At 68.4% G+C, this 26,274-nt stretch carries 27 protein-coding genes and 1 pseudogene; 14 read left to right on the top strand and 14 right to left on the bottom strand.

All coding sequences use genetic code 11. The annotated features are described in order from the left end of the window. Positions 1-54: 54 nt before the first annotated feature. The gene (locus A37U_RS0102730) at positions 55-621 is read right to left on the bottom strand and encodes a TIGR03086 family metal-binding protein (protein WP_020495072.1); all 567 of its coding nucleotides are present in this window, start codon (positions 619-621) and stop codon (positions 55-57) included. Between the two features lie 149 nt (positions 622-770). On the opposite strand from A37U_RS0102730, the gene A37U_RS0102725 reads away from it, so the two are divergent. From A37U_RS0102725 to A37U_RS0102715, 3 genes are read left to right on the top strand one after another with little or no spacing between them, the layout of a single operon-like run. Next, on the top strand, positions 771-2,261 hold the full coding sequence (locus A37U_RS0102725; RefSeq protein ID WP_020495071.1) for a peptide MFS transporter: 1,491 nt from the start codon (positions 771-773) through the stop codon (positions 2,259-2,261). A gap of 14 nt (positions 2,262-2,275) precedes the next feature. After that, positions 2,276-2,671, top strand: coding sequence for a RidA family protein (locus tag A37U_RS0102720; protein ID WP_040586616.1), 396 nt, complete (start codon positions 2,276-2,278; stop codon positions 2,669-2,671). A 10-nt stretch (positions 2,672-2,681) separates the two neighbouring features. Continuing rightward, positions 2,682-3,212, top strand: coding sequence for a GNAT family N-acetyltransferase (locus tag A37U_RS0102715; RefSeq protein ID WP_051111535.1), 531 nt, complete (start codon positions 2,682-2,684; stop codon positions 3,210-3,212). Here the strand turns inward: A37U_RS0102715 and A37U_RS0102710 are convergent. Beyond that, on the bottom strand, positions 3,163-4,215 hold the full coding sequence (locus A37U_RS0102710; RefSeq protein ID WP_020495068.1) for an ATP-dependent DNA ligase: 1,053 nt from the start codon (positions 4,213-4,215) through the stop codon (positions 3,163-3,165). The two genes, A37U_RS0102715 and A37U_RS0102710, sit on opposite strands and share 50 nt — an antisense overlap. Positions 4,216-4,300: 85 nt before the next feature. Between A37U_RS0102710 and zapE the strand changes: the two genes are divergently transcribed. Continuing rightward, on the top strand, positions 4,301-5,323 hold the full coding sequence (gene zapE, locus A37U_RS0102705) for a cell division protein ZapE (protein WP_020495067.1): 1,023 nt from the start codon (positions 4,301-4,303) through the stop codon (positions 5,321-5,323). Here zapE and A37U_RS0102700 read toward each other — a convergent pair. Both A37U_RS0102700 and rocD read right to left on the bottom strand, forming a co-directional pair. Continuing rightward, positions 5,223-5,867, bottom strand: coding sequence for a phosphatase PAP2 family protein (locus A37U_RS0102700; RefSeq protein WP_026196805.1), 645 nt, complete (start codon positions 5,865-5,867; stop codon positions 5,223-5,225). The two genes, zapE and A37U_RS0102700, sit on opposite strands and share 101 nt — an antisense overlap. A gap of 10 nt (positions 5,868-5,877) precedes the next feature. Beyond that, on the bottom strand, positions 5,878-7,092 hold the full coding sequence (gene rocD / locus A37U_RS0102695) for an ornithine--oxo-acid transaminase (protein WP_020495066.1): 1,215 nt from the start codon (positions 7,090-7,092) through the stop codon (positions 5,878-5,880). Between the two features lie 174 nt (positions 7,093-7,266). On the opposite strand from rocD, the gene A37U_RS0102690 reads away from it, so the two are divergent. Then, the gene (locus A37U_RS0102690; protein WP_240437474.1) at positions 7,267-9,315 is read left to right on the top strand and encodes a S9 family peptidase; all 2,049 of its coding nucleotides are present in this window, start codon (positions 7,267-7,269) and stop codon (positions 9,313-9,315) included. Further along, entirely contained in the window at positions 9,316-10,209 is an 894-nt protein-coding gene (locus A37U_RS0102685) for an FAD-dependent oxidoreductase (RefSeq protein WP_020495064.1), read from the top strand. A 5-nt stretch (positions 10,210-10,214) separates the two neighbouring features. Here the strand turns inward: A37U_RS0102685 and A37U_RS0102680 are convergent, their stop codons facing one another. Continuing rightward, on the bottom strand, positions 10,215-11,015 hold the full coding sequence (locus tag A37U_RS0102680; protein ID WP_020495063.1) for an SDR family oxidoreductase: 801 nt from the start codon (positions 11,013-11,015) through the stop codon (positions 10,215-10,217). A 105-nt stretch (positions 11,016-11,120) separates the two neighbouring features. Between A37U_RS0102680 and A37U_RS0102675 the strand changes: the two genes are divergently transcribed. From A37U_RS0102675 to A37U_RS0102665, 3 genes are read left to right on the top strand one after another with little or no spacing between them, the layout of a single operon-like run. After that, entirely contained in the window at positions 11,121-11,900 is a 780-nt protein-coding gene (locus tag A37U_RS0102675) for an SDR family oxidoreductase (protein WP_020495062.1), read from the top strand. Between the two features lie 10 nt (positions 11,901-11,910). After that, a complete protein-coding gene (locus tag A37U_RS0102670; protein WP_020495061.1) occupies positions 11,911-12,870 on the top strand; it encodes an LLM class F420-dependent oxidoreductase in 960 nt (319 codons plus the stop codon). Further along, complete coding sequence (locus A37U_RS0102665; protein ID WP_205622845.1) at positions 12,867-13,469, top strand: TetR/AcrR family transcriptional regulator; 603 nt, start codon at positions 12,867-12,869, stop codon at positions 13,467-13,469. Before A37U_RS0102670 ends, A37U_RS0102665 begins: the two co-directional genes overlap by 4 nt. Here the strand turns inward: A37U_RS0102665 and crcB are convergent. From crcB to A37U_RS0102645, 4 genes are all read right to left on the bottom strand, one after another. Next, positions 13,458-13,817 (bottom strand): fluoride efflux transporter CrcB, encoded by a 360-nt coding sequence (gene crcB, locus A37U_RS0102660; RefSeq protein WP_020495059.1) that lies wholly within the window; start codon positions 13,815-13,817, stop codon positions 13,458-13,460. The genes A37U_RS0102665 and crcB overlap by 12 nt on opposite strands. After that, positions 13,814-14,233 carry a FluC/FEX family fluoride channel gene (locus tag A37U_RS0102655; protein WP_020495058.1) on the bottom strand — a complete coding sequence of 140 codons (420 nt, stop codon included), beginning with the start codon at positions 14,231-14,233 and terminating at the stop codon, positions 13,814-13,816. The genes crcB and A37U_RS0102655 overlap by 4 nt, the downstream gene beginning before the upstream one ends. A gap of 213 nt (positions 14,234-14,446) precedes the next feature. Continuing rightward, a complete protein-coding gene (locus A37U_RS0102650; RefSeq protein WP_020495057.1) occupies positions 14,447-14,944 on the bottom strand; it encodes a DUF3830 family protein in 498 nt (165 codons plus the stop codon). An 18-nt stretch (positions 14,945-14,962) separates the two neighbouring features. Beyond that, positions 14,963-16,219, bottom strand: coding sequence for an aspartate aminotransferase family protein (locus A37U_RS0102645; RefSeq protein WP_020495056.1), 1,257 nt, complete (start codon positions 16,217-16,219; stop codon positions 14,963-14,965). A 154-nt stretch (positions 16,220-16,373) separates the two neighbouring features. On the opposite strand from A37U_RS0102645, the gene A37U_RS0102640 reads away from it, so the two are divergent. Further along, positions 16,374-17,843 carry an NAD-dependent succinate-semialdehyde dehydrogenase gene (locus tag A37U_RS0102640; RefSeq protein ID WP_026196802.1) on the top strand — a complete coding sequence of 490 codons (1,470 nt, stop codon included), beginning with the start codon at positions 16,374-16,376 and terminating at the stop codon, positions 17,841-17,843. 68 nt (positions 17,844-17,911) lie between these two features. Here A37U_RS0102640 and A37U_RS0102635 read toward each other — a convergent pair whose 3' ends face one another. Continuing rightward, the gene (locus tag A37U_RS0102635) at positions 17,912-18,874 is read right to left on the bottom strand and encodes a GlxA family transcriptional regulator (protein ID WP_020495054.1); all 963 of its coding nucleotides are present in this window, start codon (positions 18,872-18,874) and stop codon (positions 17,912-17,914) included. A 73-nt stretch (positions 18,875-18,947) separates the two neighbouring features. Between A37U_RS0102635 and A37U_RS0102630 the strand changes: the two genes are divergently transcribed. After that, a complete protein-coding gene (locus A37U_RS0102630) occupies positions 18,948-19,205 on the top strand; it encodes a hypothetical protein (protein WP_020495053.1) in 258 nt (85 codons plus the stop codon). Here A37U_RS0102630 and A37U_RS0102625 read toward each other — a convergent pair. The 3 genes from A37U_RS0102625 to A37U_RS0102615 are packed head-to-tail and all read right to left on the bottom strand — an operon-like array spanning position 19,176 to position 21,382. Then, the gene (locus tag A37U_RS0102625) at positions 19,176-19,856 is read right to left on the bottom strand and encodes a GntR family transcriptional regulator (protein ID WP_020495052.1); all 681 of its coding nucleotides are present in this window, start codon (positions 19,854-19,856) and stop codon (positions 19,176-19,178) included. The two genes, A37U_RS0102630 and A37U_RS0102625, sit on opposite strands and share 30 nt — an antisense overlap. Before the next feature lie 2 nt (positions 19,857-19,858). Beyond that, positions 19,859-20,578, bottom strand: coding sequence for a maleate cis-trans isomerase family protein (locus A37U_RS0102620; RefSeq protein ID WP_020495051.1), 720 nt, complete (start codon positions 20,576-20,578; stop codon positions 19,859-19,861). A gap of 15 nt (positions 20,579-20,593) precedes the next feature. Beyond that, complete coding sequence (locus A37U_RS0102615; RefSeq protein WP_020495050.1) at positions 20,594-21,382, bottom strand: maleate cis-trans isomerase family protein; 789 nt, start codon at positions 21,380-21,382, stop codon at positions 20,594-20,596. A 98-nt stretch (positions 21,383-21,480) separates the two neighbouring features. Between A37U_RS0102615 and A37U_RS0102610 the strand changes: the two genes are divergently transcribed. From A37U_RS0102610 to A37U_RS0102600, 3 genes are all read left to right on the top strand, one after another. Beyond that, positions 21,481-22,473 (top strand): D-2-hydroxyacid dehydrogenase, encoded by a 993-nt coding sequence (locus A37U_RS0102610; RefSeq protein WP_040586437.1) that lies wholly within the window; start codon positions 21,481-21,483, stop codon positions 22,471-22,473. A 29-nt stretch (positions 22,474-22,502) separates the two neighbouring features. Beyond that, entirely contained in the window at positions 22,503-23,915 is a 1,413-nt protein-coding gene (locus A37U_RS0102605; protein WP_020495048.1) for an amidase, read from the top strand. 165 nt (positions 23,916-24,080) lie between these two features. Then, complete coding sequence (locus tag A37U_RS0102600; protein ID WP_051111534.1) at positions 24,081-25,592, top strand: MFS transporter; 1,512 nt, start codon at positions 24,081-24,083, stop codon at positions 25,590-25,592. 154 nt (positions 25,593-25,746) lie between these two features. On the opposite strand, the pseudogene A37U_RS0102595 reads toward A37U_RS0102600, so the two are convergent. Further along, positions 25,747-26,088, bottom strand: a pseudogene (locus A37U_RS0102595) (histone-like nucleoid-structuring protein Lsr2); the annotation flags it as partial. Positions 26,089-26,274: the final 186 nt, after the last annotated feature.

Below are 26,274 nucleotides of genomic sequence, written 5' to 3'. Positions count from 1 at the left end.
CCCTTCGCGGAATCAATGAGAATCGGTGCGCTCATTATAGGCGAAATCGTGTGGTCAGCGTCGCCAGTGCGGATCACGCCCACTCAGCGCGATCAGCCGGGAGACCGCGGTCGCGTTGGCGTCCACCGGGACCTCCTCGGCGAAGATCGGCCCGCGCCAGGCGCTGATCTTGGGCCGGGTGTACCGGTCGATCAGGCGCGCGAGTTCGGCGGGGATCGCGGGATCGACCCCGATCGCGACGCCGATGTCCCAGGCGTGCACCGCGAGGTCGAAGGTCATCTGCTCCAGGTACAGCTGGGCAGGGCTGGCGCCGAAGGACAGGTGCACCTCGCGTTCGGTGGCACCGGGTTCGAGCCAGGCGGCGCGGGCGGCCGCGGCCGCGGACTCCCAGCGGGCGACCGGACGGTTACCGAGCACATCCCCGGAATACCGATCACCGACCTGATCCATTGTTTCACCGTGCAACAGGTGCGGTACCCACAGTTGTTCCTCGGTCAGGTGATTGAGCACATCCCGGACGGACCATTCCGAGCACGGAGTCGGGGAATCCCATTCGCCGATACGGTGCGTGACCCGGTCGAATGTCTCGAGAGCCGTGCCGTGCGCGTCGAGCAGTTCCATGCGTAGAGGGTAGACCTCGGGACCAAATCGATTACCCAGGATGACCGCCGATTTCCGGCTGCGGTTAGGGTCCCTCTGCGCGACCGTCACCCGGTCGTGTTTTCGGAACCTTTTCCCACGAGGAATCACATCGCAAGGGAGCGAGCCGCGTGACAACTACGGCGCCTACCGAGGAGGAAAAGCCTCGGCAGTACGGCTTTTTCGGCCACCCATTCGCGCTGTCGACCTTGTTCGCCACCGAATTCTGGGAACGCTTCTCGTACTACGGGATGAAAGCGCTCCTGATCTACTACATGTACTACCAGGTCACCGAGGGCGGCCTCGGGATCGACCAGGGCCTGGCCACCGCGCTGATGTCGGTCTACGGCGCACTGGTGTACATGGCCGGAATTCCCGGTGGCTGGATCGCCGACCGGTTGCTCGGTGCGCAGCGTTCGGTCGCGCTCGGTGCGGTGCTGATCATGTGCGGTCACATCGTGTTGTCCCTGCCGGGTGGCGGGCTCGGTGGCCTCTACGGTTCGATGGTGCTGATCGTGCTCGGCACCGGGCTGCTGAAGACGAACACCTCGAAAATCGTCGGCGATCTCTACGACGAGAAGGATGTCCGCCGCGACGCGGGTTTCTCGATCTTCTACATGAGTGTCAACGCGGGTGGTTTCATCGCGCCGCTGGTGCTCGGCCCGCTGCGCGATCTCGGCGGATTCCATCTCGGCTTCCTCGCCGCCGCGATCGGAATGGCGATCGGCCTCGTCTGGTACATCGGCACCCGGAAGGTGCTCAAGAGCGCAGGCCAGCAGCCGCCGAACCCGATCGGGGCGGGCGAACGCAAGCGCGCGTTCTCGGTTCTGGGGCTGGTGATCCTCGTGGTCGCCGTCTACCTGCTCGTGCTCGCCGTGACCGGGGCGCTCACCGCCGATGTGGTGATCTATTCGATTTCCGGCCTCGCGTTCATCGCACCGGTCTCGTACTTCACGATCATGTTGCGCAGCAAGAAGTCCACGCCGGTGGAGAAATCGCGACTGGTCGCGTTCATCCCGCTGTTCATCGTGTCGATGTTCTTCTGGATGATCCAGGAGCAGGGCGCGAATATCGGTGCGGTTTTCGCCGATAAGCGAACCGATCTGCATATCTTCGGCTGGTCGATCAATCCGGAATTCTTCCAGTCGATCAACCCGCTCGCGATCGTGATCCTCGCCCCGGTGTTCGCTTATGTGTGGACCAGGCTCGGCACCCGGCAGATCTCGACGCCGGTCAAATTCGGTATCGGCGGGATCATCGGCGGTATCTCGTTTCTGATTCTGGTTTTTCCCGGCTGGATCAGCGGAACCGACGCCAAGGTGAGCCCGTGGTGGCTGTTCTCCAGTTTCGTCGTCGTGGTTCTCGGTGAATTGCTGATCTCCCCGGTCGGGCTTTCCGCGACCACCAAGCTCGCACCCGCGGCCTTCACCTCGCAGATGATGGGCCTGTGGTTCCTGAACAACGCGGCGGGGCAGGGAATCAACGCGCTGATCACCCCGCTCTACAGCGCGGACACCGAGACCGGCTATTTCCTGATCGTCGGCGCGGTGCCGATCGTGGCCTCGCTCGTGCTGCTGGCCATGGCACCGTGGATCAAGAAGAAAATGATGGGAGTCCCGTGAGCGAGCAGAGTCCCGTGAGCGAGTTGAGTCATGTCGACCCCGCGGATGTCGCCCCGGGGAACGGTTACACCCACGTGGTCACCGGGACCGGGCGGTTCGCCGCGATCTCCGGTCAGATCGCGCTCGACGAGACCGGCGCCATCGTCGGCGAGGGTGACCCGGAAGGTCAGGCGCGGCAGGTGTTCGAGAATCTGCGCCGCTGTCTCACGGCGGTCGGTGCGGGTTTCGAGCATGTCGCCAAGCTGACCTTCTACGTCACCGATCTCGGGGTGCTGCCCGCGGTTCGCGTGGTCCGCGACGAGTACGTGGACCCGGCGAAGCCGCCGGCCTCCACCGCGGTCCAGGTCACCGCGCTCGTCCGGCCGGAGCTGCTGATGGAGATCGAGGCGCTGGCTCTGCTGCCGGAGTAGGATCCGTTGCATGCCAACAGATTCGGGCCTCGTGCGGCTCCATCCGGAGGACGCGGGCGAGGTACTCACCCTGCAACGGGCGGCATACGTGGACCAGGCCCGCGCGCACGCGGACTGGGCACTGCCGCCGCTCGTGCAGGGCCTGGCGGAGATCGCCGCGGAGCTGGCCGACCCCGCCGTGCTCGCCCTCGGAACACGCGAGGGAGCGCGGCTGGTCGCGGCCGTGCGGGTGCGGTGCCTGAACGGGGTCGCCGAGCTCGGCCGCCTCATCGTGGCCCCGGACCGGCAGGGCGCCGGGCTCGGCAGCGGTCTGCTGCGTGCCGCGGAACGCGAGGTTTCCGCTCGCTGCACGGTGATCCGCCTGTTCACCGGTGAATTCAGCACGGGCAATCTGCGGCTCTACGAGCGGCACGGCTACGTGGAACAACGGCGCAGCCAGGCGGGGCACTATCAGTTGGTGCACCTGGCGAAAACGCTGTCCGGAACCGGATTCAGCGGGCCCGCACCCGGCCGGCGAGCACCGCGTCCAGGTCGAAGTTGATCGGTTCCTCGAGCTGCTCGTAGGTGCACGAATCGGGTTCCCGGTCCGGGCGCCAGCGCAGGAACTGGGCGTTGTGCCGGAACCTGCTCGGCGCCCCGCCCTCGGTGTGCTCGTAGGAGACCTCGAGGACCCGTTCGCGGCGCAGCGGCACCCAGGGCTGCTCCTCGGAACGCCAGCGGTTGATCCCACCGGGGATCCGGCGACCGTCCTCGGCGCCGGGACCGAGCCATGGATGGTCCGCCTCGCCGCCGGCGGTGAGCGGGGCGAGCTCCTCGGCGAGCGCGCGCCGCCGCGCGAGCGGGAAGGAGCCGACCACCCCGACGTGGTGCAGCACGCCGCGCGAATCGTGCAGGCCGAGCAGCAGCGAACCCACCAGTTCGCCCGGTTCGCCGTCCACGTGCCAGCGCAGTCCGGCGAGCACGCAGTCCGCGGTCCGCGAGTGCTTGATCTTGACCATGCTGCGCTTGCCCGGCTGATACGGGGAATCGAGGCGTTTGCCCATCACCCCGTCCAACCCGGCGCCCTCGAACAACTCGAACCAGGTGCCCGCGGTCGACGCGGATTCGGTGGCGGGGGTGAGGTGCACCCGGTCGGTGGTGACCTCCAGCGCGCTCAGTGCCTCGCGGCGCTGGCGCACCGGTTCACCGCGCGCGTCCGCCGCGCCGAGCGCGAGCAGGTCGAAGGCCACGAACTGGGCGGGCTTGGTCTCGGCGAGCAGTTCGATGCGGCTCTTGGCCGGATGCACCCGTTCGGAGAGCGAGTCGAAGTCCAGCCTGCCGTTCAGCGCGACGATGAGCTCCCCGTCGAGCACGATCCGTTCGGGGAGCGCCTCGGCGAAGGCGGTGAGCATCTCCGGGAAGTAGCGCTGCAGCGGTTTGCCCGAGCGCGACTGCATGAAGATCTCTTCGCCCTCGCGGAACACCAGGCAGCGGTAGCCGTCCCATTTCGGCTCGAACAGCCAGCCGGGCTCGTCCGGGATCCGCTTGACCGGGCTGGCGAGCATGGGCTTGATCGGTGGGGTGAGCACGGGAGCAGCGTAAACCGGACGCGCGTCGCTGTGGTGGAAATCGCAGCTCTACGGTGGAGAGATGTCCACAGCCCGGCTCAGCGAGCGGAGTCCGTCCATCGCCCCCGAGGCCCTCATCGCCTCGATGGTGCCCCCGCCGCGGTTCGACAAGGTCCGGTTCGACACCTACATCCCGAACCCGGAGGAACCGAGCCAGGCCGAGGCGGTCACCGCCTGCGCGGCTTTCGCGCGTGGCCTCGGTGCGCCACGGGAATCCAAGCTGCGCAAGGTCTTCGGCCGGGCGAGCAAGGCTGAGGGGCGCGGGCTCTACCTGGATGGCGGTTTCGGGGTCGGCAAGACGCACCTGCTCGCCTCGATCTGGCACGCCGCCGAGGGGGAGAAGGCCTACGGCACCTTCGTGGAGCTGACCAACCTGGTCGGGGCGCTCGGGTTCCGGACCGCGGTGGAGAAGCTGTCCGGGCGCCGGTTGCTGGCGATCGACGAGTTCGAGCTGGACGATCCCGGCGACACCATGCTGGTGACGAAGCTGATCTCGGAACTGGCCGATGCGGGGGTCTCGGTCGCGGCCACCTCGAACACCCTGCCGGGCAAGCTCGGTGAGGGCCGGTTCGCCGCGGAGGACTTCCTGCGCGAGATCCACGCCATGGCCAGCCGGTTCGACGTGGTGCGGGTGGACGGGCCGGACTATCGGCACCGCGGGCTCCCCGAAGCCCCCGCCCCCAGGGACGACCAGCGGCTGCGCGCCCGCGCGGAGGCCACCGCGGGCGCGACCCTGGACGGTTTCGACGAGCTGTGCGAATACCTGGCCACCCTGCACCCGTCCAAGTACGGCGTGCTGCTGGACGGGATCGAGTTGGTGTGTCTTTCCCAGACGCACGCGATCGAGCGCCAGGACGTGGCGCTGCGGTTCGTGGCGCTCGCCGATCGGCTCTACGACCGGGCGATCCCGGTCGCGGTCTCCGGAAAACCGATCCCGGAGCTGTTCACCGAGGAGATGCTTGCCGGCGGGTACCGGAAGAAGTATCTTCGCGCGATTTCCCGGCTGATTGCCCTGTCCAGGGACGCGGGCGCAGACGCAGGCTGAGCGCGTACAGCCCGAGGCCGACCGCGCAGCCGAGCGCCGCACCGCCGATCGTGTCGGTGAGGTAGTGGTACCGCCCGGCGATCAGCCCGAACGCGCCGATCAGGGCGAGCGGGACCGCGGCGTAGCCGAACCTGCGGTGCGCGAGCACGAACACGGTCAGGGTGGCCACCAGCAGCGTGGTGTGCCCGCTCGGGTAGCACAGGTTGCCCGCGTAGTGCCGGTCGAACACCGGCTTGAGCAGCACGCTCGAGCACAGCACCGCGAGCGGGGGAGCGCACACCGCGAGCGCCGCGATCCGGAACCGCCCGCGGTAGAGGTGATACCCGGCGAGCAGCAGCGCCGTCCCGTACACCAGCGCGGGCATGCTGAAGGTCAGCAGCACCGAACGCCACACCGGATCCGCTCCTGCGGGACCGGCAATGGTGTCGAAGAACCAGGCGTCCGGCGCGGCCGGGGTGTGCTGCCCGGCGAGGAACGCCCCGAGCAGGCCGGTGACCGCGAGCAGGCCGAGAACGGTGATCGACAGGCTCGTGGTCCGGCGCATGCCCTCGAGATTACGTGCCGACCACCTCGGCGACCGCGTCGATGCCCCGGTCCAGGTCGGCTTCCTCGATCACCAGCGGGGGAGCGATGCGCAGCGTGTTGCCGTGGGTTTCCTTGCACAGCACGCCCCGCTGCGCGAGCGCCTGCGAGGCCTCGCGTCCGGTCGGCCCGCCGGGGGCGAGGTCCACCCCGGCCCAGAGCCCGCGCCCGCGCACCTCGGCGACCCCGGAACCGACCAGTTCACCGAGCCGCGCGTGCAGATGCGCGCCGAGCCTGGTGGAGCGTTCCTGGAACTCGCCGGTGCGCAGCAGCCCGACGACCGCGCGGCCGACCGCGCAGGCGAGCGGGTTCCCGCCGAAGGTGGAGCCATGCTCGCCCGGCTTGAGCAGGCCGAGCACATCCGCGCTTCCGACCACCGCGGAGACCGGGAGGATCCCGCCGCCGAGCGCCTTGCCCAGCGTGTACAGGTCCGCGCGGACCCCTTCGTGGTCCAGGGCGAGCAGGGTTCCGGTGCGGGCCAGCCCGGACTGGATCTCGTCGGCGATCAGCAGCGCACCGGACCGGTCGCACAGCTCGCGGACCCGAGTCAGATACCCGGCGGGCGGCACGACGACCCCGGCCTCGCCCTGGATCGGCTCGATGAGCACGGCAGCGGTGCGCTCGGTGAACTGCGCGGCGAGCTCGTCGATGTCCCCGTATTTCGCGACCCGGAATCCCGGGGTGAACGGGCCGAAATCGGCGCGCGCGGTGTCGTCGGTGGAGAAGGAGATGATCGTGGTCGTGCGGCCGTGGAAGTTCTCCCCGACGACGATGATCTCGCAGCCGTCCTGGGGGACCTTCTTGACCTGGTAGGCCCATTTGCGGGCGAGCTTGACCGCCGATTCCACCGCTTCGGCGCCGGAGTTCATCGGCAGCACCATCTCGGTTCCGGTCAGCTCCGCGAGCTCCTGGCAGAACGGCCCGAACTGATCGTGGTGGAACGCGCGCGAGGTCAGCGTGACCTTGCCGAGCTGGGCGATCGCGGCTTCGGTCAGTGCCGGGTTGCGATGACCGAAGTTCAGCGCCGAGTAGCCGGCGAGGAAATCGAGGTAGCGCTTGCCTTCCACATCGGTGACCCACGCACCCTCTCCTTCGCTGATGACCACATCGAGGGGGTGGTAGTTGTGCGCGGAGTAGTGCTCATCGAGGGCGAGGAAATCGGCGGCGCGGGATTCGGTCATGGTCATAGGCTAGAGGCTAGGCGGTGCCGACAGCTGTTTCAGCCGGGTTTCCTTGCGCATTGCGGCGATCTGTTGCGCGGTGATGCCGATGTGATGGTGAATCCTTGTGTGGACCTGGGGGCGCTACCGAGCGATTCCGTGGTCTGCGAGGCTGCAGGGGTGAGCGATTCGTTTCCCCGTATGCAGGCCCGTACACAACGATTCACCCTCGGTACCCCGCGAATGTTCCAGATCTCTCCGGATGGTTCGCGCGTGCTGTTCCTGCGCTCTGCCTCCGGCACCGATCCGGTGCATCGGTTGCACAGCTTCGATGTGGCCAGTGACACCGAGACCTGTCTGCTCGATCCGGCCGCGCTGGGTGGCGCAGAGGAGGAACCGCCCGCCGAGGAGCGCGCGCGGCGCGAGCGGTCCCGCACCCAGGGCGCCGGGATACAGGGCTATTCCTGCGATGCGGAGCACCGGATCGCGGTGGCCGCGCTCTCCGGGCGCTGCTACGTGGTGGAACTACGCGAGGACCGGGTCCGGGAACTGCCGACGGCGCAGGCGATCGTCGACCCGCGGCCGTCCCCGGACGGGGCGCACGTGGCCTATGTCAGCGAGGGCACGCTGCGGGTGATCGGCTCGGACGGCACCGGGGACCGGGAATTGGCCGGGGAGGACGGGGTGAGCTGGGGGCTCGCCGAGTTCGTCGCCGCGGAGGAGATGGGGCGCTCGCGCGGCTACTGGTGGTCCCCGGACGGGCAGTGGCTGCTCGCCGCGCGGGTGGACGCCACGGCGCTGCCCCAGTGGACGATCGCGGACGCGGCCAATCCGCAGTCCCCGGCGCGCACGGTCGGCTATCCCGCGGCGGGAACGGTGAACGCCGAGGTCTCGCTGACCCTGATTTCCCTTGACGGGCAACGGATCCCGGTCGAGTGGGACCGGCAGACGCACGAATACCTCGCCGCGGTGCACTGGTCCGAGCACGGCGCGCCGCTGCTCGCCGTGCAGTCCCGCGATCAGCGCAGCCTGCAGTTCCGCACGGTGGACATCGGCACCGGCCGCACCGAACTCCATTACGAGCAGACCGAGCCGGTGTGGGTCGATCTGGTGGACGGGGTTCCCGCGTGGACCGCCTCCGGTGAACTGGTCACCGTGCGCGCCGCGAACGGTGCCTACCGGCTCTTCCTCGACGATCGCGCGGTGACCCCGGACGGGATGCAGGTGCGCTCGGTACTGGATGTCGGCAAGGACGTGCTGTGCACCGCCTCGATGGGCGATCCGACCAGGATCCACGTGTACCGGGTGGACGCGGACACCGTGCAGCAGCTGTCCACTGTGGAGGGTGTAAACGGGGGAACCCGCCGCGGTGACGCGTTCGTGCTCACCTCGCTCGGCCTGGACGAGGCCGGGGTGCGTGCGACCGTCCACAGTGGATCCCGGGCACTGGAACTGGAATCGCTGGCCATCGCCCCACCGCTGAAGCCGCAACCGGAACTGCTCGAGCTCGGTGAGCGCGGGCTGCGTGCCGCGCTGCTGCTGCCCAGCGATCACGTGCCGGGTACGAAGCTGCCGGTGCTGCTCGACCCCTACGGTGGCCCGCACGCGCAGCGGGTGCTCGCCGTGGCCAACGCGTTCACCACGCCGCAGTGGATCGCGGACCAGGGTTTCGCCGTGCTGATCGCGGATGGGCGCGGAACTCCCGGTCGCGGCCCGGAATGGGAACGGGCGATCCACCACGAACTCGCCGAGGTCACCCTCGCCGACCAGGTCGACGCGCTGCACGCGGCCGCCGGACACTGCGCCGATCTGGATCTCGGCCGGGTCGCGATCCGCGGCTGGTCCTATGGCGGCTACCTTTCCGCGCTCGCGGTACTGCGCCGCCCGGATGTGTTCCACGCGGCGGTGGTCGGCGCCCCGGTCACCGAGTGGGAGCTCTACGACACCCACTACACCGAGCGCTATCTGGGCACGCCGGAAGAGAATCCGCAGGTGTACCACCGGAATTCGGTCACCGGCGAGGCGAGCGGGTTGCGCAGCGAGATGCTGATCATCCACGGGCTCGCCGACGACAACGTGTTCGCCGCGCACGGACTGCGGCTGTCCGCGGCACTGCTCAAAGCGGGTCGGCGGCACGCGATGATCCCGATGCCGGGCGTGACACACATGTCGCCGACCGATGAGGAGAGCGCCGAGCATTTCCTGCTGTTCCAACTGGACTGGATCAAACGCGCACTGGAGGTGCGATAAATGCGGATCACCGTCGTCGGAGCGGGCGTCATCGGGCTCACCGCGGCACTGCGGCTTTCCGAACAGGGGCACACGGTCCGGGTGCTCGCCGACAAGTTCGGTGAGGAGACCACTTCCGCTGCCGCCGCCGCGCTGTGGCTGCCCTATCTCGCCGAGCCGTACGAGCGGGTGCTCGGCTGGGGTATCCGCGGACTCGCGGTGCTGCGCGAGCTCGCCGGGGTTCCGGGCGCCGGGGTACGGATGCGCACCGGGGTGGAACGGTGCGGGGACGAGGAACCGTCCTGGCTCCGGCACGTCGGCGAGCACCAGCGGGTGCCCGGCGGGGTGCGGGTCCGAGTGCCCGTGGTGGACATGTCGATCCACCTGCCCTGGCTGGCCGGAATGCTGCACGGGCGCGGGGTTTCCCTGGAGCGCGGGCGGGTCGCCCGGCTGGACGAGATCGCCGGGTCGGACCTCGTGGTGAACTGCACCGGGCGGGCCGCCGAGGAGCTCGTCGCGGGGGAGCGGATCACGCCGATGCGCGGGCAGATCGTCGTGCTCGAACAGTGCGGGATCGAGGAGTGGATCGTGGACGACATCGACGGCGAGCAGCCGATGTACGTCATTCCCCGCGAGCACACCGTGATCTGTGGCGGCACGCTGTTCGAGTCCGCCGACACCGAGCCCGATCCCGTTGTGACGCAACGGATTCTGCGCCGTTGCGCGGAGGAGGTGCCTGCGGTTGGTACCGCGCGGGTGCTCACCGACCGGGTCGGGCTGCGTCCCACCCGCGCCGAGGTGCGTCTCGAATTCGGCGTCGATGGCGTGCTGCACTGCTACGGGCACGGCGGTTCCGGGGTCACCATGGCCTACGGCTGCGCCGAGGAGGTGGCCTCGCTGGTCGCCGGGCGCTGATCGGATCAGCTCTGCGCGCCGCCGTAGAAGCGGCGCATGCCCGCGGCCCAGCGGTCCGGATCGGCGGCCCGGTGCGCGTACATGGTGGCCACCTCCGGGTGCGGGAGAATGTGCAGCCGCTCCTCGGCGAGTCCTTCGAGGACGGTCTCGGCGACCTGATCGGGTTCGAGCAGAGCGCCGCTGTTCGCGACGGCGAGCGCGGCCGGGTCCTCGGCCTCGATGCCGGGCAGCAGCATCTCGGTGCGCACCCCCATCGGGCACAGCAGGCTCACCCCGATGCCCCGGTCGCCGTAGGTGACCGCGAGCCATTCGCCGAAGGCCACCGCGGCGTGCTTGCTGACGCTGTACGGCGCGTCCCCGTACGCGGTGAGCAGCCCGGCGGCCGAGGCGGTGTTGAGCAGGTGACCGGCGCCGCGTTCGAGCATCGAGGGCAGCACCGCGTGCGCGGCGTACACGTGCGGCAGCACGTTGACCGACCAGGCGCGCGCCCAGTCCTGCGCGCTCGCCTCGATCCCGGCTCCGGAGGTCACCCCGGCATTCGCGCAGAACAGGTCGACGGGACCGAACTCCCGCTCGGCGAGGCTCACCAGTTCGGCCGCCGTCTCCTCGCGGCTGACATCGACCGCGGTCGCCACGGCGGCACCCCCGGCCCCGCGCACCGCCTGGGCGGTGGCCGAAGTCCCCACCTCGTCCAGGTCGGCGACCACGATCCCGCGTGCCCCCTCGAGGGCGAACCGGCGGGCGAGCGCGGAGCCGATTCCACCCGCTCCGCCGGTGATGACGACGACCTTGTCCTCGATGCGCACGCCGCGTCCTCCTCTGCCTACCACGATCCCATACCGACCAGTCGGTTCACGTTGTACGGTAGGCAGCGAGCAGCACAACGTCAACGCGAGTAGAAGGGACCGATCATGCCGACAGGGGAATTCGCGGGCAAGACCGCGCTCGTGACCGGCGCCTCGCGGGGGATAGGCAGGGCGACGGCGTTCGCGTTCGCCGAGCGCGGCGCGAACGTCGTGCTGTGCTCCCGCAAGCAGGAGGGGCTCGACGAGGTTGCCGAGGAGATCCGCGCGGCGCACCCGGAGGCGCAGGTGCTCGGCCGCGCCGCGCACGCCGCCGACGACCAGCAGGCACGGGAAGCCGTGGCGGCCGCCGTCGAGGCGTTCGGCGGGCTCGACGTGCTGGTGAACAATGCCGGCACGAATCCCTACATGGGACCGATGGTGGACATCGACGCCGAGCGCGCGCGCAAGACCTTCGAGGTGAACCAGTGGTCGATCGTGGCCTGGACGAAGGCGGCCTGGCACGCGGTGATGGCCGAGCGCTCCGGGACACCGGCCGCGGTGGTGAACATCGCCTCGATCGGCGGCATGGCCACCGAACCGGGGATCGGCTTCTACAACGCGACCAAGTCCGCGGTCATGCACCTGACCCGGCAGTTCGCCGCGGAACTCGCGCCGAAGGTCCGGGTGAACGCCATCGCCCCGGGGATAGTGCGCACCAAGCTCGCCGAGGCGCTCTGGAAGGAGCACGAGGAGCGGATCGCCGAGGCGATGCCGCTCAAGCGGATCGGTGAACCCGAGGACATCGCCAACGCCGTGCTGTTCCTCGCGGGCGAACAGTCCTCCTGGCTCACCGGCCACACGCTCGTGGTGGACGGCGGCGCGCTCGTGCGCCCGCAGATCGCGTAGGAGGCTGCGGATGTCCCGATGGGGTTTGACGATCCCGCTGACCGGGGTGCGGCTCGCCGAGCAGCGGGCACTGATCGAATCGCTTCCCGATCTCGGCTACACGGATCTGTGGACCGCGGAGACGGCGGGCACCGACGCGTTCACCCCGCTCGCGCTCGCCGCGCAGTGGGCGCCGAACCTGCGCCTGGGGACCGCGATCGTTCCGGTGTACACCAGGGGACCGGGTCTGCTGGCGATGAGCGCGGCGACCATCGCCGACCTCGCGCCGGGACGGTTCGTGTTCGGGATCGGCGCCTCCTCCCCGGCGATCGTGGAGAAGTGGAACGGGATCCCGTTCACCGAGCCGATGGCGCGCACCAGGGACACGCTCGATTTCCTGCGCCGCGCGTTCGCCGGGGAGAAGATCAGCGAACGGTATCCGAGCTTCGCGGTGGAGAAGTTCACACTCGAGAATCCGCCCGCGGTCGCCCCGCCGATCATGCTCGCCGCCCTGCGTCCCGGCATGCTCCGGCTCGCCGCGCGGTCGGCCGACGGGGCGATCACGAACTGGCTCGCTGCAACGGATGTGCCGAAGGTGCGGGCGGTCGTCGGGCCGGAGACCGAGCTCGCCGCACGGATTTTCGTGTGCCCGACCGAGGATGCGGAGGCCGCGCGTGGTATCGGGCGGCTGATGATCTCCAGCTACCTGACCGTTCCGGCCTACGCGAAATTCCAGCAATGGCTGGGGCGCGGAGATATTCTCGGGCCGATGTGGGAGAAATGGGCGGCCGGTGATCGTCGGGGCGCGAATCTGGCGATCCCGGATTCCGTCGTGGACGAGCTCGTGCTGCACGGACCGGTCGAGTACTGCAGGGAGCGGGTGCGGGAATACGTGGACAACGGGCTGGACACCCCGGTGATCGCCATCGTGCCGACCGGCTCGGACCTCAGCGGGCTGGCGCGGGCGCTCTCCCCGGCGGGTGTGCGATGAGCGAGCCCGCGGGTGGCACGAGCACCCCGCCGGTGCCGATGCGCACCCGGATCCTGCGCTCCGCGGTCCGGCTGTTCGCCGAACGCGGGTTCGACGCGACCACGGTGCAGGAGGTGGTGGCCGACGCCGGGGTGACCAAAGGCGCGCTCTATCACCATTTCAGCTCCAAGGACGATCTGCTCTACGAGATCTACGGCTCGATCATCGGCAGGCAGCACGCGGAACTGACCGCGATCGCCGAGCGCGGGCTGTCCGCGGCGGATACGGTGCGCGAAATCGTGGTCGGGGTCGTGCAGAGCACCGCGGACAACGCCGAGGAGGCCCTGGTCTTCTTCCGCGAATCGCACAAGCTGGATCAGGAACACCACGCGAATTTCCGCGCGGACCGCAGGGCGTTCCACGAACACCTCCGCGCGGTCATCGAGCGGGGCCAGCAGTCGGGGGAGTTCAGCGCCGTGGTTCCGGCCGACACGGTCGTCCAGGTCGCGATGGGAGTGGTGAACCAGTTGCCGCTCTGGTACCGGTCGGACGGCAGCAAGACCCCGCGGGAACTCGGCACGGAGATCGCCGATTTCGTGCTCGCCGGGCTACGTCCATAGCGCGGCGAGGCCGAACCCGAGTACTGCGGCGCCGAGGCCGACGAGCACGCTGAGCAGAGCGTTGGCCATGGCGAGGGTGCGCGCGTTCTCCTTGGCCAGGCGCAGCGTCTCGTAGGAGAACGTGGAGTAGGTGGTCAGCGCGCCACAGAACCCGGTGCCGAGGAACAGCTGCCACCCGGTGCTCGGTGCCAGGCCGGTGAGCAGGCCGAGCACCAGCGAACCGAGCACGTTCACCGCCATCGTGCCGAGCGGGAACCGGCTTCCGGTGCGGTGCTGGACGAACCGGTCGGTGAGATAACGCAGCGGTGCCCCGAGCATTCCGCCGAGAAAGACGAGGACCCAGGTCATCGCGCACCCGCAGGTGCTCGCTCGGTGAGCATCCGCTCGGTCACCGCGACACCGAGCCACACCGCGAGCAGGGCGGCGAGCAGCGTGCCGAACAGGGTCAGCAGCGCGAGCCCGGGCTGACCGGCGCGCAGCAGCTGTTCGGCGTCGACCACCGAGGTGGAGAAGGTGGTGAATCCGCCGAGTAGTCCGGTACCGAAGAACGGCCGGGCCAGTGGATGCCGCACGCCATGGGTGAGCAGCACCGAGAGCGCGCCGAACAGGGCACAGCCGAGGACGTTGACCAGCAGCGTGGTCAGCGGGAATCCGCCGGGTGTCCCGGGAAACAGCAGTCCGGCGCCGTATCTGGCGAGCGCGCCGATCCCACCGCCGAGCGCGATGGCACACAACAGCAGACCACGCGAGGGTGGTGTGGGCATGGTTCTCCTCGGTTCCCGTTCACACAGGGACCGTCGGTGACGCGCATTCCGCCACGGTTTGGTTCGGCGAGCCCCACCGCCGCGCCCAGAGGTTAGCAAGGCGCAGGCGGGTGTACCGTGCGACGGTGATCGGGTCCACAGGGGAATTCTGACGGAGAACGGCCCGGCGCCCATCACACGCCGGGCCGTTTCCCGTTGCCCGGGAAGGGATTTCTAGAGGCGGGCGTAGGTCATGGTCTCGCCCTCGACCCCGCGCAGCCAGAGGTCCTGGCAGGCGTTCGCGATGTCCTCGAGACCTTCCTCGATGGTGGCGAACACGTTGCCGGGAACCCAGCCCGCGTCCCCGTTGATCAGCAGGTTGTTGCGGCCGTAGAAGATCGCCAGATCGGTGGCGCCCTGGGCGGCGTGTGCCTCGCTGCCCGGCTCGTAGCCGTAGGCGGGATTGCCGATCTCCCACGGCTCGAACCCGAAGTAGCACACATCCCCGGGGATCGGGGTGATCGTCGGGTTCTCCTTGCCCGGCTGCTGCTGCACGAACGGTGGCACCAGCGTGTAGACCTCATTGCGCGCGTACTTGGCGTGGTAGGCCTGCCCGGAAAGCGGCAGCGCGTCCCACACCGCGGCACAGGTGCGCGGCGCCTCGTCCTCGAGCAGGCGGGCGACGCAGGACACCTCGCGCTTGTCCAGGCTGATGCGGATCCGTTTGGTCATCGACTCGCTTCTCCTCTGTTACTTGCCGAGCACCTTGGCCAGGGTCTGGCCGAACAGTTCGAGCCCTTCCTCGATCTGCTCCTCGGTCACCACGAGCGCCGGGAGCATCCGGACACCGTTGCCGTAGGGGCAGCAGTTCAGCGTGAGCAGACCGTTGTCCGCGGCCGCTTGCTGCACGGTCGCCGCGGTCGCCGCGTCCGGCTTGTCCTCGGCGTCCACGAACTCGCAGGCGAGCAGCAGGCCGAAACCGCGCACATCACCGATCTGCGGGTATTGTTCGGCAAGCTTCTTGACGCCGTCCAGCAGCTGCTTCCCGCGCGCCGCCGCGTTCTCCACGAGGCCTTCCTCGGCGATCACGTCGAGCGTGGCGAGTGCCGCGGCGCAGGCGACCGCGTTCCCGCCGTAGGTTCCGCCCTGGGTTCCCGGGTAGGCCTTGCCCATGACCTCGGAGTTGGCCGCGATCGCGGACAGCGGGAAGCCGCTGGCCAGTCCCTTGGCGATGGTGATGATGTCCGGCTTGCCCGCGAAGTGCTCGTGGCCCCAGAACTTCCCGGTGCGCCCGTAACCGGTCTGGATCTCGTCGAAGATCAGCAGCATGCCGTACTTGTCGGCGCGCTCGCGCAGCCCGGCGAGGAACCGCTCGCTGGTCGGGATGTAGCCGGCCTCGCCGAGGATCGGCTCGACCAGGAAGGCGGCGGTGTCGGCGGGCGGGGTCTGGGTGGCGAACAGGTAGTCCAGCTCGCGCAGCGCGAAGTCCGTCGTGGTCTCGGCGTCCCAGCCGTAGTGGTAGGCGTAGGGGAACGGGGCCACGTGCACCCCGGACATCACCGGGGAGATCCCGGCGCGGAACTTCGCCCCGGAGGTGGTCATCGAGGCGGCGGCGACGGTGCGGCCGTGGAACCCACCCTGGAAGGTGATGATGTTCGGCCGTCCGGTGGCCTGGCGGGCCAGCCGCAGCGCGGCCTCCACGGCCTCGCTGCCCGAGTTGGCGTAGAAGATCGAGTCGAGCCCGCTGGGCAGCACCTCGGAGAGCCGTTCGGTGAGTTCCAGCATCGGCTGGTGCATCACCGTGGTGTACTGCCCGTGGATCAGCTTGCCGACCTGCTCCTGGGCCGCCGCGACCACCTTCGGGTGGCAGTGCCCGGTGCCGGTGACCCCGATGCCCGCGGTGAAGTCGAGGTTGCGCCGCCCGTTCGTGTCGTAGAGATACACACCCTCCCCGTGGTCGACTACGACCGGCGTCGCTTGTTTGAGTAGTGGGGAAAGGCTGGCCATCTCTGCTCCCTGGATCGGATACTGGTACGGGGTTGTCGATTGTTGACAATCGTGCCTAGCATGCCATGTACGCGGGCGATAGAGTCAAGGCGTACCCCGAAAAAGCGCAGTTTCGAGCTGATTTCGAGCGAAGGCTGAGGAAAGGCAAGTGGTGATGGCAGGTCAGGACCGCCAGACGGCCGTTGTGGACGCCGTGGAGAAGCAGCTGTTGATCGGCGGGAAGTGGCGTAGCGCCACGGAAGGCAAGACCTTCGACGTCACCGATCCGGCGACCGAGAAAACCCTGTGCTCGATCGCGGACGCGAGCACCGAGGACGGGCTCGCCGCGCTCGAGGCGGCGCACGCGGCCCAGCCGTCCTGGGCGGCGACCGCCCCGCGGGAGCGCGGTGAGGTCCTGCGCCGGGCCTACCAGCTGCTCGTGGACCGCGCCGACGACCTCGCCCTGCTGATGACCCTGGAAATGGGCAAGCCGCTGGCCGAGGCGCGGGGCGAGGTGCTCTACGCCGCGGAGTTCTTCCGCTGGTTCGCCGAGGAGGCCGTGCGCATCGACGGCGGCTACGCGACCGCGCCCTCGGGCACCGGGCGGTTCCTCGTGCTGCGCCAGCCGGTCGGGCCCTGCTTGCTGATCACCCCGTGGAACTTCCCGATGGCCATGGGCACCCGCAAGATGGGCCCCGCCATCGCGGCGGGCTGCACCATGGTGATCAAGCCGGCCGAGCAGACCCCGCTCTCGATGCTCGCGCTCGCCGGGATCCTCGAAGAGGCCGGGCTGCCCGATGGCGTGCTCAACGTGGTCACCACCAGCGATCCGGGCGCGGTGTGCGAGCCGGTCCTGCGCGATGGGCGGGCGCGCAAGGTCTCGTTCACCGGCTCCACCCCGGTCGGCAAGATCCTGCTGCAGCAGTCCGCGGACAAGGTGCTGCGCACCTCGATGGAGCTCGGCGGCAATGCCCCGTTCCTGGTGTTCGACGATGCCGACATCGATGCCGCGATCGAGGGCGCGATGGTCGCCAAGACCCGCAACATCGGCCAGGCATGCACCGCGGCCAACCGGTTCTACGTGCAGCGCGGGGTCGTCGAGGAGTTCGCCCGCAAGCTCGCCGAGCGGATGGGCGCACTCAAGGTCGGGCCCGGCATCGAGGACGGGGTCGCCATCGGCCCGCTCATCGACACCGATGCGATCGAGAAGGTCGGCACCCTGGTCTCGGATGCCGTCTCGCGCGGCGCGAAGGTGCTCACCGGCGGCGCCGCGAACGAGGGAGCCGGGCACTTCTACCAGCCGACCGTGCTCACCGAGGTCGCCCCGGAATCGCGGATGGCCAGCGAGGAGATCTTCGGCCCGATCGCGCCGATCACCGTGTTCGACACCGAGGACGAGGCCGTCGCCGCGGCCAATGACACCGAGTTCGGCCTGGTGTCCTACCTGTTCACCAAGGACCTGAACCGTTCGCTGCGGGTCACCGAGCGCCTGGACACCGGCATGGTCGGGCTCAACACCGGGCTCGTCTCCAACCCGGCCGCCCCGTTCGGCGGGGTGAAGCAGTCCGGTCTCGGCCGCGAGGGTGGCCGGGTCGGCATCGAGGAATTCCTGGAGACCAAGTACGTGGCGATCGCGGAGCCGTGATCGTTCGCTGAATCTCCTGCCGAACCGGGAACTCCCGCGCGGATGCGGTCCGCGCGGGAGTTCCTCGTTCAACCGGCGCGGCGGAACTGACGGCGGTACCGGCTCGGTGTGGTGCCCACGATCTGGGTGAAATGGTGGCGCAACAGCTCCGCGCTCGGGAACCCGCAGCGTGTGGCGATCCGTTCCACATCCAGTTCGCCGTCCTCGAGCAGCCGCTGCGCGAGCAGCACCCGCTGTCCGGCGATCCAGCGCGCCGGGGTGGTGCCGGTGGCCTTGGTGAACCGGCGAGCGAAGGTGCGCTCGGACATGTGCGCGCGGGTGGCGAGGTCTTCGACGGACAGCCGCAGGTTCAGGTGCGCGGGCACCCATTCGAGCAGTGCGGCGATGGTGTCGTCCTCGGTTGGCGCGTGCGGCACCGGGGTGTCCACGAACTGCGCCTGGCCACCGTCCCGGTGCGGCGGGACGACCATCCGGCGGGCGATCCCGTTCGCCACGCTGGCCCCGAGTTCGGTGCGCACCAGGTGCAGGCAGGCGTCGATGCCCGCCGCGGTGCCCGCGCTGGTGATCACCGGACCGTCCTGCACGTAGAGCTTGTCCGGATCGATCTCGATATCGGGATAGCGGACGCGGAACCGGTCGAGGTGATGCCAGTGGGTCGTCGCCACGCGCCCGGCGAGGATCCCGGCCTCGGCGAGCACGAAGGCACCGGTGCACACGGAGAGTACGTAGGCGCCCCGGTTCACCGCCGCGCGCAGGATCCGCAGGATGGGCTCGGCGGTCGGCTGCTCGATGGGCAGGTAACCGCCGGGGATCGCGATGAGGTCGGCGTCCGCGGCGTGCTCGAGCCGGTGCCTGGTGCTCAGGCTGAGCCCACCGGCCCACGGCAACGGTTCGGCGTGCTGTGAGCAGACCGCGAAGTCGAAGACGGGCAGGCCGTCATCGCTGCGGTCGACGCCGAACACCTCGCAGACGACACCGAGTTCGAAGGGGGCGGTGTGCCGTCCGATGAGGACCGCGATCTTGTGCAACATGGTGGCAGTATATTCGTGATACCTGTCCATTCAGCCACTGTTGTCCGTGCGGCGACCGGCGCAGGATGGTCACATGCACACCCGAGACGAACACCGCGCGTTGTTGCCGCGGGCCAGGTTTCCACCGCTGATCGCCACCGGGCCACGGAGGTTGCTCGCCGCCGTGGTGAAGGTGGTCCGCGAGGTCAACGCGGCGAACGAGATCCTCGCCGACCGTTATCAGCGGTTCGCCCCGGAACCCGAGAACGAATTCCTGCACTGGGAGCCGACCGCTTCCGGCTGGCGCCTCTACGGGGACTACTTACCCCTCGGACCTGCTGGCGAACAGTGAAGTGCCCGGTGCGAGCCTGCGCACCGCGTCCTCCATGTGCCGTTCGAGCAGCGCGGTGGCCAGCCGCTCGTCACCTGCGGCGATCGCCTCGATGATCGCCCCGTGTTCGGTGACCCGCTCGCGCACATCCGCGTAGGTGCGCTGCAGCGCGGTCAGGCACATCCGCGTCTCCACCATGAGCGTGCGCATCATCCTGGCGAGCCGCTTGGATCCGGAAAGGGCCACCAGGCGTTCGTGGAACTCCAGGTCGGCGTCGCTGACCGCGGCGGGATCCTCCCGGTCGGCGGCCGAGGTCATCCGCTCGTGCGCGGTCCACAGCTCGCCGACCGGCCGTGGATCGGTGCGGATCACCCGGATAGCCGCCGCCGACTCGATCGCGGTCCGCGCCGCGTACAGGTCGTAGACGTCCTCGGGTTCGAGGTCGACCACGAACAGGCCGCGGTGTGGTTCGCTGCGCAGCAGCCCCTCCTGCACGAGGCGCTGCATCGCCTCCCGCAGCGGGCCCCTGCTCACCTGGAACTGGTTCGCGAGCTCGGCCTCGCCCAGCTGGGCACCGGGTGCGAGCGAGCCGGTGGTGATCGCCGCACGCAGCTGGCGGGCGATGATCCCGGCTGTCGATTCTCTCGCGACCGGTTCCACGTCGAGTTCCATGGTTACACCAGCGCCCCGTCACGGAAGAGCTTGCCGAGTCCCTCGGCCGGTTTCGTGTGCCCGGCCAGCCGCAGGCCTTCCCAGATGGTCACCTGGTTGGCGGTGAGTACCGGCTTGCCGAGGCGCCGTTCCAGTTCGTCGACGAGCAGCACTGTGCGCATCGCGGTGTCCGGGATGAGCACCGCGTCGGCATCGGGGTGGTCGTTGGCGAGCACGAGTTCGATCACCTGCTCATCGCTGAGCTGTCCGACCTCGGCGGCGGTGTCGATCCCGGCGCTGGCGAAGCCGACGATCTCGATGCCGTCATCGGCGAGGAACCGGCGGAACCGGTCGGCCACATCCGCGGGGTAGCTCGCCGCGACCGAGACCTTGCGCAGCCCGAGCGCCTTGGCCGCGCTGGTGAACGCGAAAGAGGTGCTCGTCGTCGGCACCCCGGTGGTCGCGCGCAGCGTCTCGACCTGCTGGCGCGCTCCTTCGGTACCGAACACGAAACTGCCCGAGGTGCAGGCCCAGACCACCGCGTCCGGATGGTGTCCGGCCAGCTGCTCCGCGCCCCCGGCCAGCTTGTCCGGGCTGCCGAGATCGAGTAGTTCGGGAATGGCGTGCAGATCGGTCCCGTAGGTGTGCACCACCTGCAGCCGCACGTCGTCGAGCAGTGCCTCCGCCGAGGGGTAGTCGTCCTCGGCGGCGTGATCGGGGTAGATGAATCCAACGACGGTCACTCGAATCGTCCTTTCTCAGCTTGCCGCGGGAGTCGAGGTCTGGGAGTTCGGGTAAGCCAGTTCGGACAGCCAGCCGCCCGGGCCGACGGTCGGCAGGTGCATCCGGCGCAGGGTGGCCCACATGGTGAGCTGGTTCGCGGTGAGCACGGGTTTGCCGAGAGTCTGCTCGAGCGGCTCGATCACGTCGTAGGTCGGCAGGTTCGTGCAGCTGACGAAGATCGCCTCGGCGTCGGGACGGTCCACCCGGAGCATGTGCTCGGCGACGGTGCGGTAGTTGACCCGCCAGATCCCGCCGCCGAGGCCGAGGTGTTCGCTGGCCACGGTCTCCACCCCGAGCTCGCCGAGATAGTCGTGCAGCTTCGCGGTGACATCGGCGTAGTAGGGGGTCACCACGGCGATCTTGGTGAGGTTCAGTTCCGAGACGGCCTCGGCGAGCGCGCCCGATGTGGTCAGCGCGTCCGGGGCGCCCGCCTCGCGCATGACCGCGCAGGACTCGCGTTCACCCGCGACACCGTTGACGAAGGTGGATGAGGTGCACAGGTAGCTGATGATCTCGGGTTCGATGTGCAGCAGGTCACGGGTGGCGGCCCGGAGATGGGTGGGATTGCGCAACGCCTGCGCCATGTCCATGTCCATCTGGCCGGACTCATAGGGTGTGCGGGCAAAGTGCAGCGAGACCTCGGCGGGCACAAAGCGCCAGAGTTCGCGGTCGAGTGCGAGATCGTACGGTGCGACGATACCGATGCCGCGCTGCGCGAGCGGGCCCTCGAAGCCGTCGAATTGCTCGCACACGGTCAGGTCCATTCGCTCACCTCCAGGTTCGTATCGATGGTCGGTTGCTCCCCTGGGTGGTGAACCCGCGGATTGTTGACAATCATACGATCAACTCATAGCGTGTCAATGTGCGGGTTTCCCCAGATCATCATCCACCGAAACTGGTCGTGCTCTGCGAAAAAGGCCGTCCCTCCCATCTGGACCGGGTCGAGCCGCGCGCCGAGGTACGGTACACCGACGCGGCCGGGCTGGCCGAGGCGCTCGAGGGGGCGGATGCCCTTTTCCTGTGGGACTTTCTCTCTGATGCGACCCGGCAGGCCTGGGCAGCGCTCGAGGGCGGTCCGGATCTGCGCTGGATTCATATCGCGGCCGCCGGCGTCGACAAATTGATGTTCCCGGAACTCGTCGAATCCGATGTCACGGTGACGAATTCGCGGGGCATTTTCGAGTCCTCGATCGCCGAATTCGTACTCGGCACGATTCTCGCATTCGCGAAGGATTTCCCGGGCAATTTCCGGTTGCAGAGTTCCGGGGAATGGCGGCACCGGGAAACCGAACGCATCACCGGGCGGACCGTGCTCATCGCGGGAACCGGGCCGATCGGCAGGGCCACCGCGCAGTTGCTGCGCGCCGCGGGCATGCGCGTTTCCGGGATCGGCAGGACCGCGCGGGACAGTGATCCGGATTTCGGCGTGGTGTACAGCGACGAGGAATTGTCGGAGCGGCTCGCGGACGCGGACTACGTGGTCGCCCTCGCGCCGCTGACCGAGCGCACGCGGGGCATGTTCGGCGCGCGCGCGTTCGCCGCGATGAAACCGACCGCGCGATTCATCAATGTCGGGCGCGGGGAACTGGTCGTCGAGCCCGAGCTGGCCGGAGCGCTCGGTGCGGGGGAAATCGCCGGTGCGGCACTGGATGTGTTCGCCACCGAACCGCTGCCGGGTGACTCTCCGCTGTGGACGATGCCGAATGTGCTCATCTCACCCCATATGTCCGGTGACTTCATCGGATGGGAGGATGCGCTCGCGGAACTGTTCGTCGACAACTTCGAACGCTGGACCGCCGGAGCGGAACTGCGCAATATCGTCAACAAGAGTCTCGGGTACGTTCCCGGACCCTGAATAACGTCACGGACAAGGAGGGGCAGGCTTTGCCGCAGCGCCAGATTCCACGGACCGCGACCGAAATGCTCGCCGCGTTCGCGGCCGGGGAACTCTCCCCGGTCGAGGTCACCGCGGCCGCGCTCGAGCGGATCGAGGAGGCGAACGGCACGCTCAACGCCTACTGCCTCGTCGACGGCGCACAGGCGATGGCACAGGCCGCCGAATCCGAGGCACGCTGGCGATCCGGGCACGTGACCGGTCTGCTCGACGGGGTTCCGGCCTCGGTCAAGGATGTGTTCCTCACCGAAGGCTGGCCGACCCTGCGCGGCTCCTACACCGTCGCCGAGGACGGTCCCTGGGACGAGGATTCACCGCCGACCGCCCGGTTGCGGGAGAACGGCGCGGTGCTACTCGGCAAGACCTCGACCTCGGAACTGGCCTGGAAGGGCGTCACCGACTCGCCGCGCGGCGGGGTGACCACGAACCCGTGGAACCCGGCGCTGACCGCGGGCGGTTCCTCGGGTGGCAGCGCGGCCGCGGTCGCCTCGGGGATGGGGCCGATCTCGCTCGGTACCGACAGCGGGGGATCGGCGCGGATCCCGGCGGCGTTCTGCGGGATCCCCGCGCTCAAACCGACCTTCGGGCAGATCCCGCTGTTCCCGGAGAGCCCGTTCGGCCAGCTCGCGCACGCCGGACCGATGGCCCGGTCGGTGGACGACCTCGCGCTCATCCTGGATGTGCTCTCTCTTCCGGACGCGCGCGATCCCAGCGCGATGCCCTCCCCGCCGGGGTCCTATCGCGAGGCGGTGCGCCGGGATGTGCGCGGGATCGTGGCCGCGTTCTCGCCGGACCTCGGTTATGTCGACGTCGATCCGGAGATCGCCGAGCTCGTCGCCGCCGCGGTGAACGCGGTCGGCAATGCCGGGCTGCTGATCGAGTACGACAACCCGGACATCACGGATCCGATCGAGGACTACGAGGTGCTGCTGGACGCGGGCCTGGCGAAATGGCTCGAGGCACTGCCCGCCGAGCGCACCGGCCGGCTCGACGAGGGGCTGCGCGCGGCCTGGGAACGGGGCAAGTCGTTGAGCGCCTTGCGTTTCCTCGAGGCCGATGAGCGGCGTGTGTGGCTCGGCAGCACGATGGGCACCTTCCACGAGCGCTACGACATCCTGTTCACCCCGACCGTGGCGATCCCGCCGTTCGAGGCGGGGACCGAGGTGCCACCGGGCGGTGGCTATGCACGGTGGCCGAATTGGTCGCAATTCGGTTACCCGTTCAACATGACCCAGCAGCCCGCAGCGACCGTGCCCGTCGGATTCACCTCGGCCGGTCTTCCGGTCGGATTGCAGATCGTCGGCCCGCGGCATTCCGATGATTTGGTACTCGCCGTGTGCAAGCTTGTCGAATCCGTACTGCCGTGGCACGAAAGGCAGTCGGCTCGGTCCGCCGAGCATTAGCCGGTCGCATTTTTCGGGCACGATCGCCCCGCGAACGCCGCATCCCGGAACCGCTCCAGGATGCGGCGTTTTCGTCTCACTCATTCGCCGAGCCTGAATGCATTCCGAATGCGGCGTGTGTCACTATGTCCGGCACCAACTCAACTGGGACTGCCGGGAGGCGCTGTGAGCACGACAGAGAAGTCCGATTCCCCGGGCGAGCAGGGGAATGCGATCAGAAGTCTCATTCCGGCGCGGATCGACCGATTACCCTGGTCACCGTTCCACACCAGGATGGTGCTCGCGCTCGGCGTGGCCTGGGTGCTCGACGGGCTGGAAATCAGCATTGTCGAGAACGTTATTCCCAGCCTCGCGGGCAAGGACGGCCTCGGGGTCAGTTCCGCCTCGGTATCGGCGATCGCCACGGTGTACCTGATCGGCCAGGTTGTCGGTGCGCTCGGGTTTGGCAGACTGGCCGACCGGATCGGCCGGCGCAGGCTTTTCATGGTCACCCTCGCCGTCTATCTGATCGGCACCGGCCTTTCCGCGCTGACCATGGGCCAGGGTGCCTGGGCGATCGGCTTCATGTACGTGACGCGGTTTATCGCCGGGCTCGGAATCGGTGGCGAATACACCGCGATCAATGCGGCCATCGACGAATTGATCCCGGCGCGTTATCGCGGTCGCGTGGATATCGCGGTGAACGGCTCCTACTGGTTCGGCGCCATGATCGGCGGACTGCTCACCTTCACCGTATTGCACAGCTTCACCGGATCTTGGGGCTGGCGTTCGGCGTTCATCCTCGGCCCGATTCTCGGTCTCGTGATCCTCATCGTCCGCCGGAATCTGCCGGAGAGCCCGCGCTGGCAGGTGATGCACGGCAAACAGGCCGAGGCGGAGGCCTCGATCGCATACATCGAGCGCGAGGTCGAGGCGAAAGGACGCCGACTGCCCGCGGTCGACGAGAGCACATCACTGCTCATCAAACCGAGTACCGGGCACGGCTATCTCACGATGCTGCGGGTGCTGTTCGTCAAGTATCCGAAACGGTCGATCCTCGGTGCCAGCCTGATGATCACCCAGTCTTTCCTGTACAACGCGATCTTCTTCACCCAGGGAATCGTGTTGACCACCTTCTTCTCGATCGATGAGAAAGTGGTGCCGTTGTACTCGATCCCGTTCGCCGCGGCCAACTTCATCGGCGCCCTCGTGCTCGGTCCGCTGTTCGATATCGTCGGCCGTAAGCAACTGATCTCGGCCAGTTATCTCAGCTCGGGCGCGCTGCTCGCGCTGACCGGACTGTTGTTCGAATTCGATCTGCTCACCGCGACGACCCTGGTGATCTGCTGGTGCGTCGTGTTCTTCATCGCGACCGCGGGGGCCAGCTCGGCGTATCTGACGGTGAGCGAGGTTTTCCCGCTCGAGGTGCGCGGTCAGGCAATTGCCATCTTCTTCTCGATCGCGCAGATTTTCGGTGCCGTCGCACCGCTGATCTACGGTCTGCTCATCGATAAGGAGCACCCGGACCCGACGAAACTGTTCTGGGGTTATGTCGGTGGCGGCGTGATCATGGCGATCGGGGGAATCGTGGCGATCGTCTTCGGCGTGGCCGCCGAACGCAAACCGCTCGAGGAAGTGGCGACCCCGCTGAGCGCGGTCGGGGAGGAACCGGGGGTGGCGACCTCTGGTTCACACTGACCGCACATAAACGTGGGCCCCGCCAACGACGTTGGCGGGGCCCACATTTATGAAGACCGCGAAATTCGACTCAGCCGGAGAACGACGGGGTGGCCGCCTTCTTCCGGCCGCCGCGGCCGCCCTTCTTGGTCTGCTTGGGCTGGTGCGCGGCCTCGAATTCCTCGACGATGTGTGCCGGAATACGGCCACGGGTCGAGAGGTTGTGTCCTTGGCTGCGGGCCCATTCGCGGATGGCCTTGGTCTGCTCCCGGTTCGCGGGTGCGGCAGGAGCCTTCGCGGCCGCGGTCTTGGCCGCCGTGCCACGCTTCATTCGCCCGCCGACACGACGCGCCTCGGAAACGAAGTCGGCAAGATTCTCGCGGAGTTTGCGCGCGTTCTTCGGGCCGAGGTCGATTTCGTAGTTCACGCCGTCGAGGGCGAACGTGACGGTCTCGATGTCCGTGGCGCTCGTGCCGTCGAGATCGTCGACGAGCTGGACAAGAACTTTCTGTGCCACTGCTCCTCTTCTCCTGCTGATCGATGTGCGTCGCGGTAGCCGCTTACACGGTATTGTCGTGGAGTTGGCTCCGACTATAGCGCATTATGGCAGGCACACCCTGCCCACCATTCTCGGGTGTCGGGCCGCTGCGGTATCGGCGGTAAAGTTTCGAATCACCCCGCCTTCATCTTAACGGCAGGCCAA

The sequence above is a fragment of the Sciscionella marina DSM 45152 genome, from assembly GCF_000379465.1.
Taxonomy (GTDB): Bacteria; Actinomycetota; Actinomycetes; order Mycobacteriales; family Pseudonocardiaceae; genus Sciscionella; species Sciscionella marina.
The sequence above is the reverse complement of the archived record's forward strand: the minus strand, read 5'-3'. Positions and strand labels throughout refer to the sequence as shown.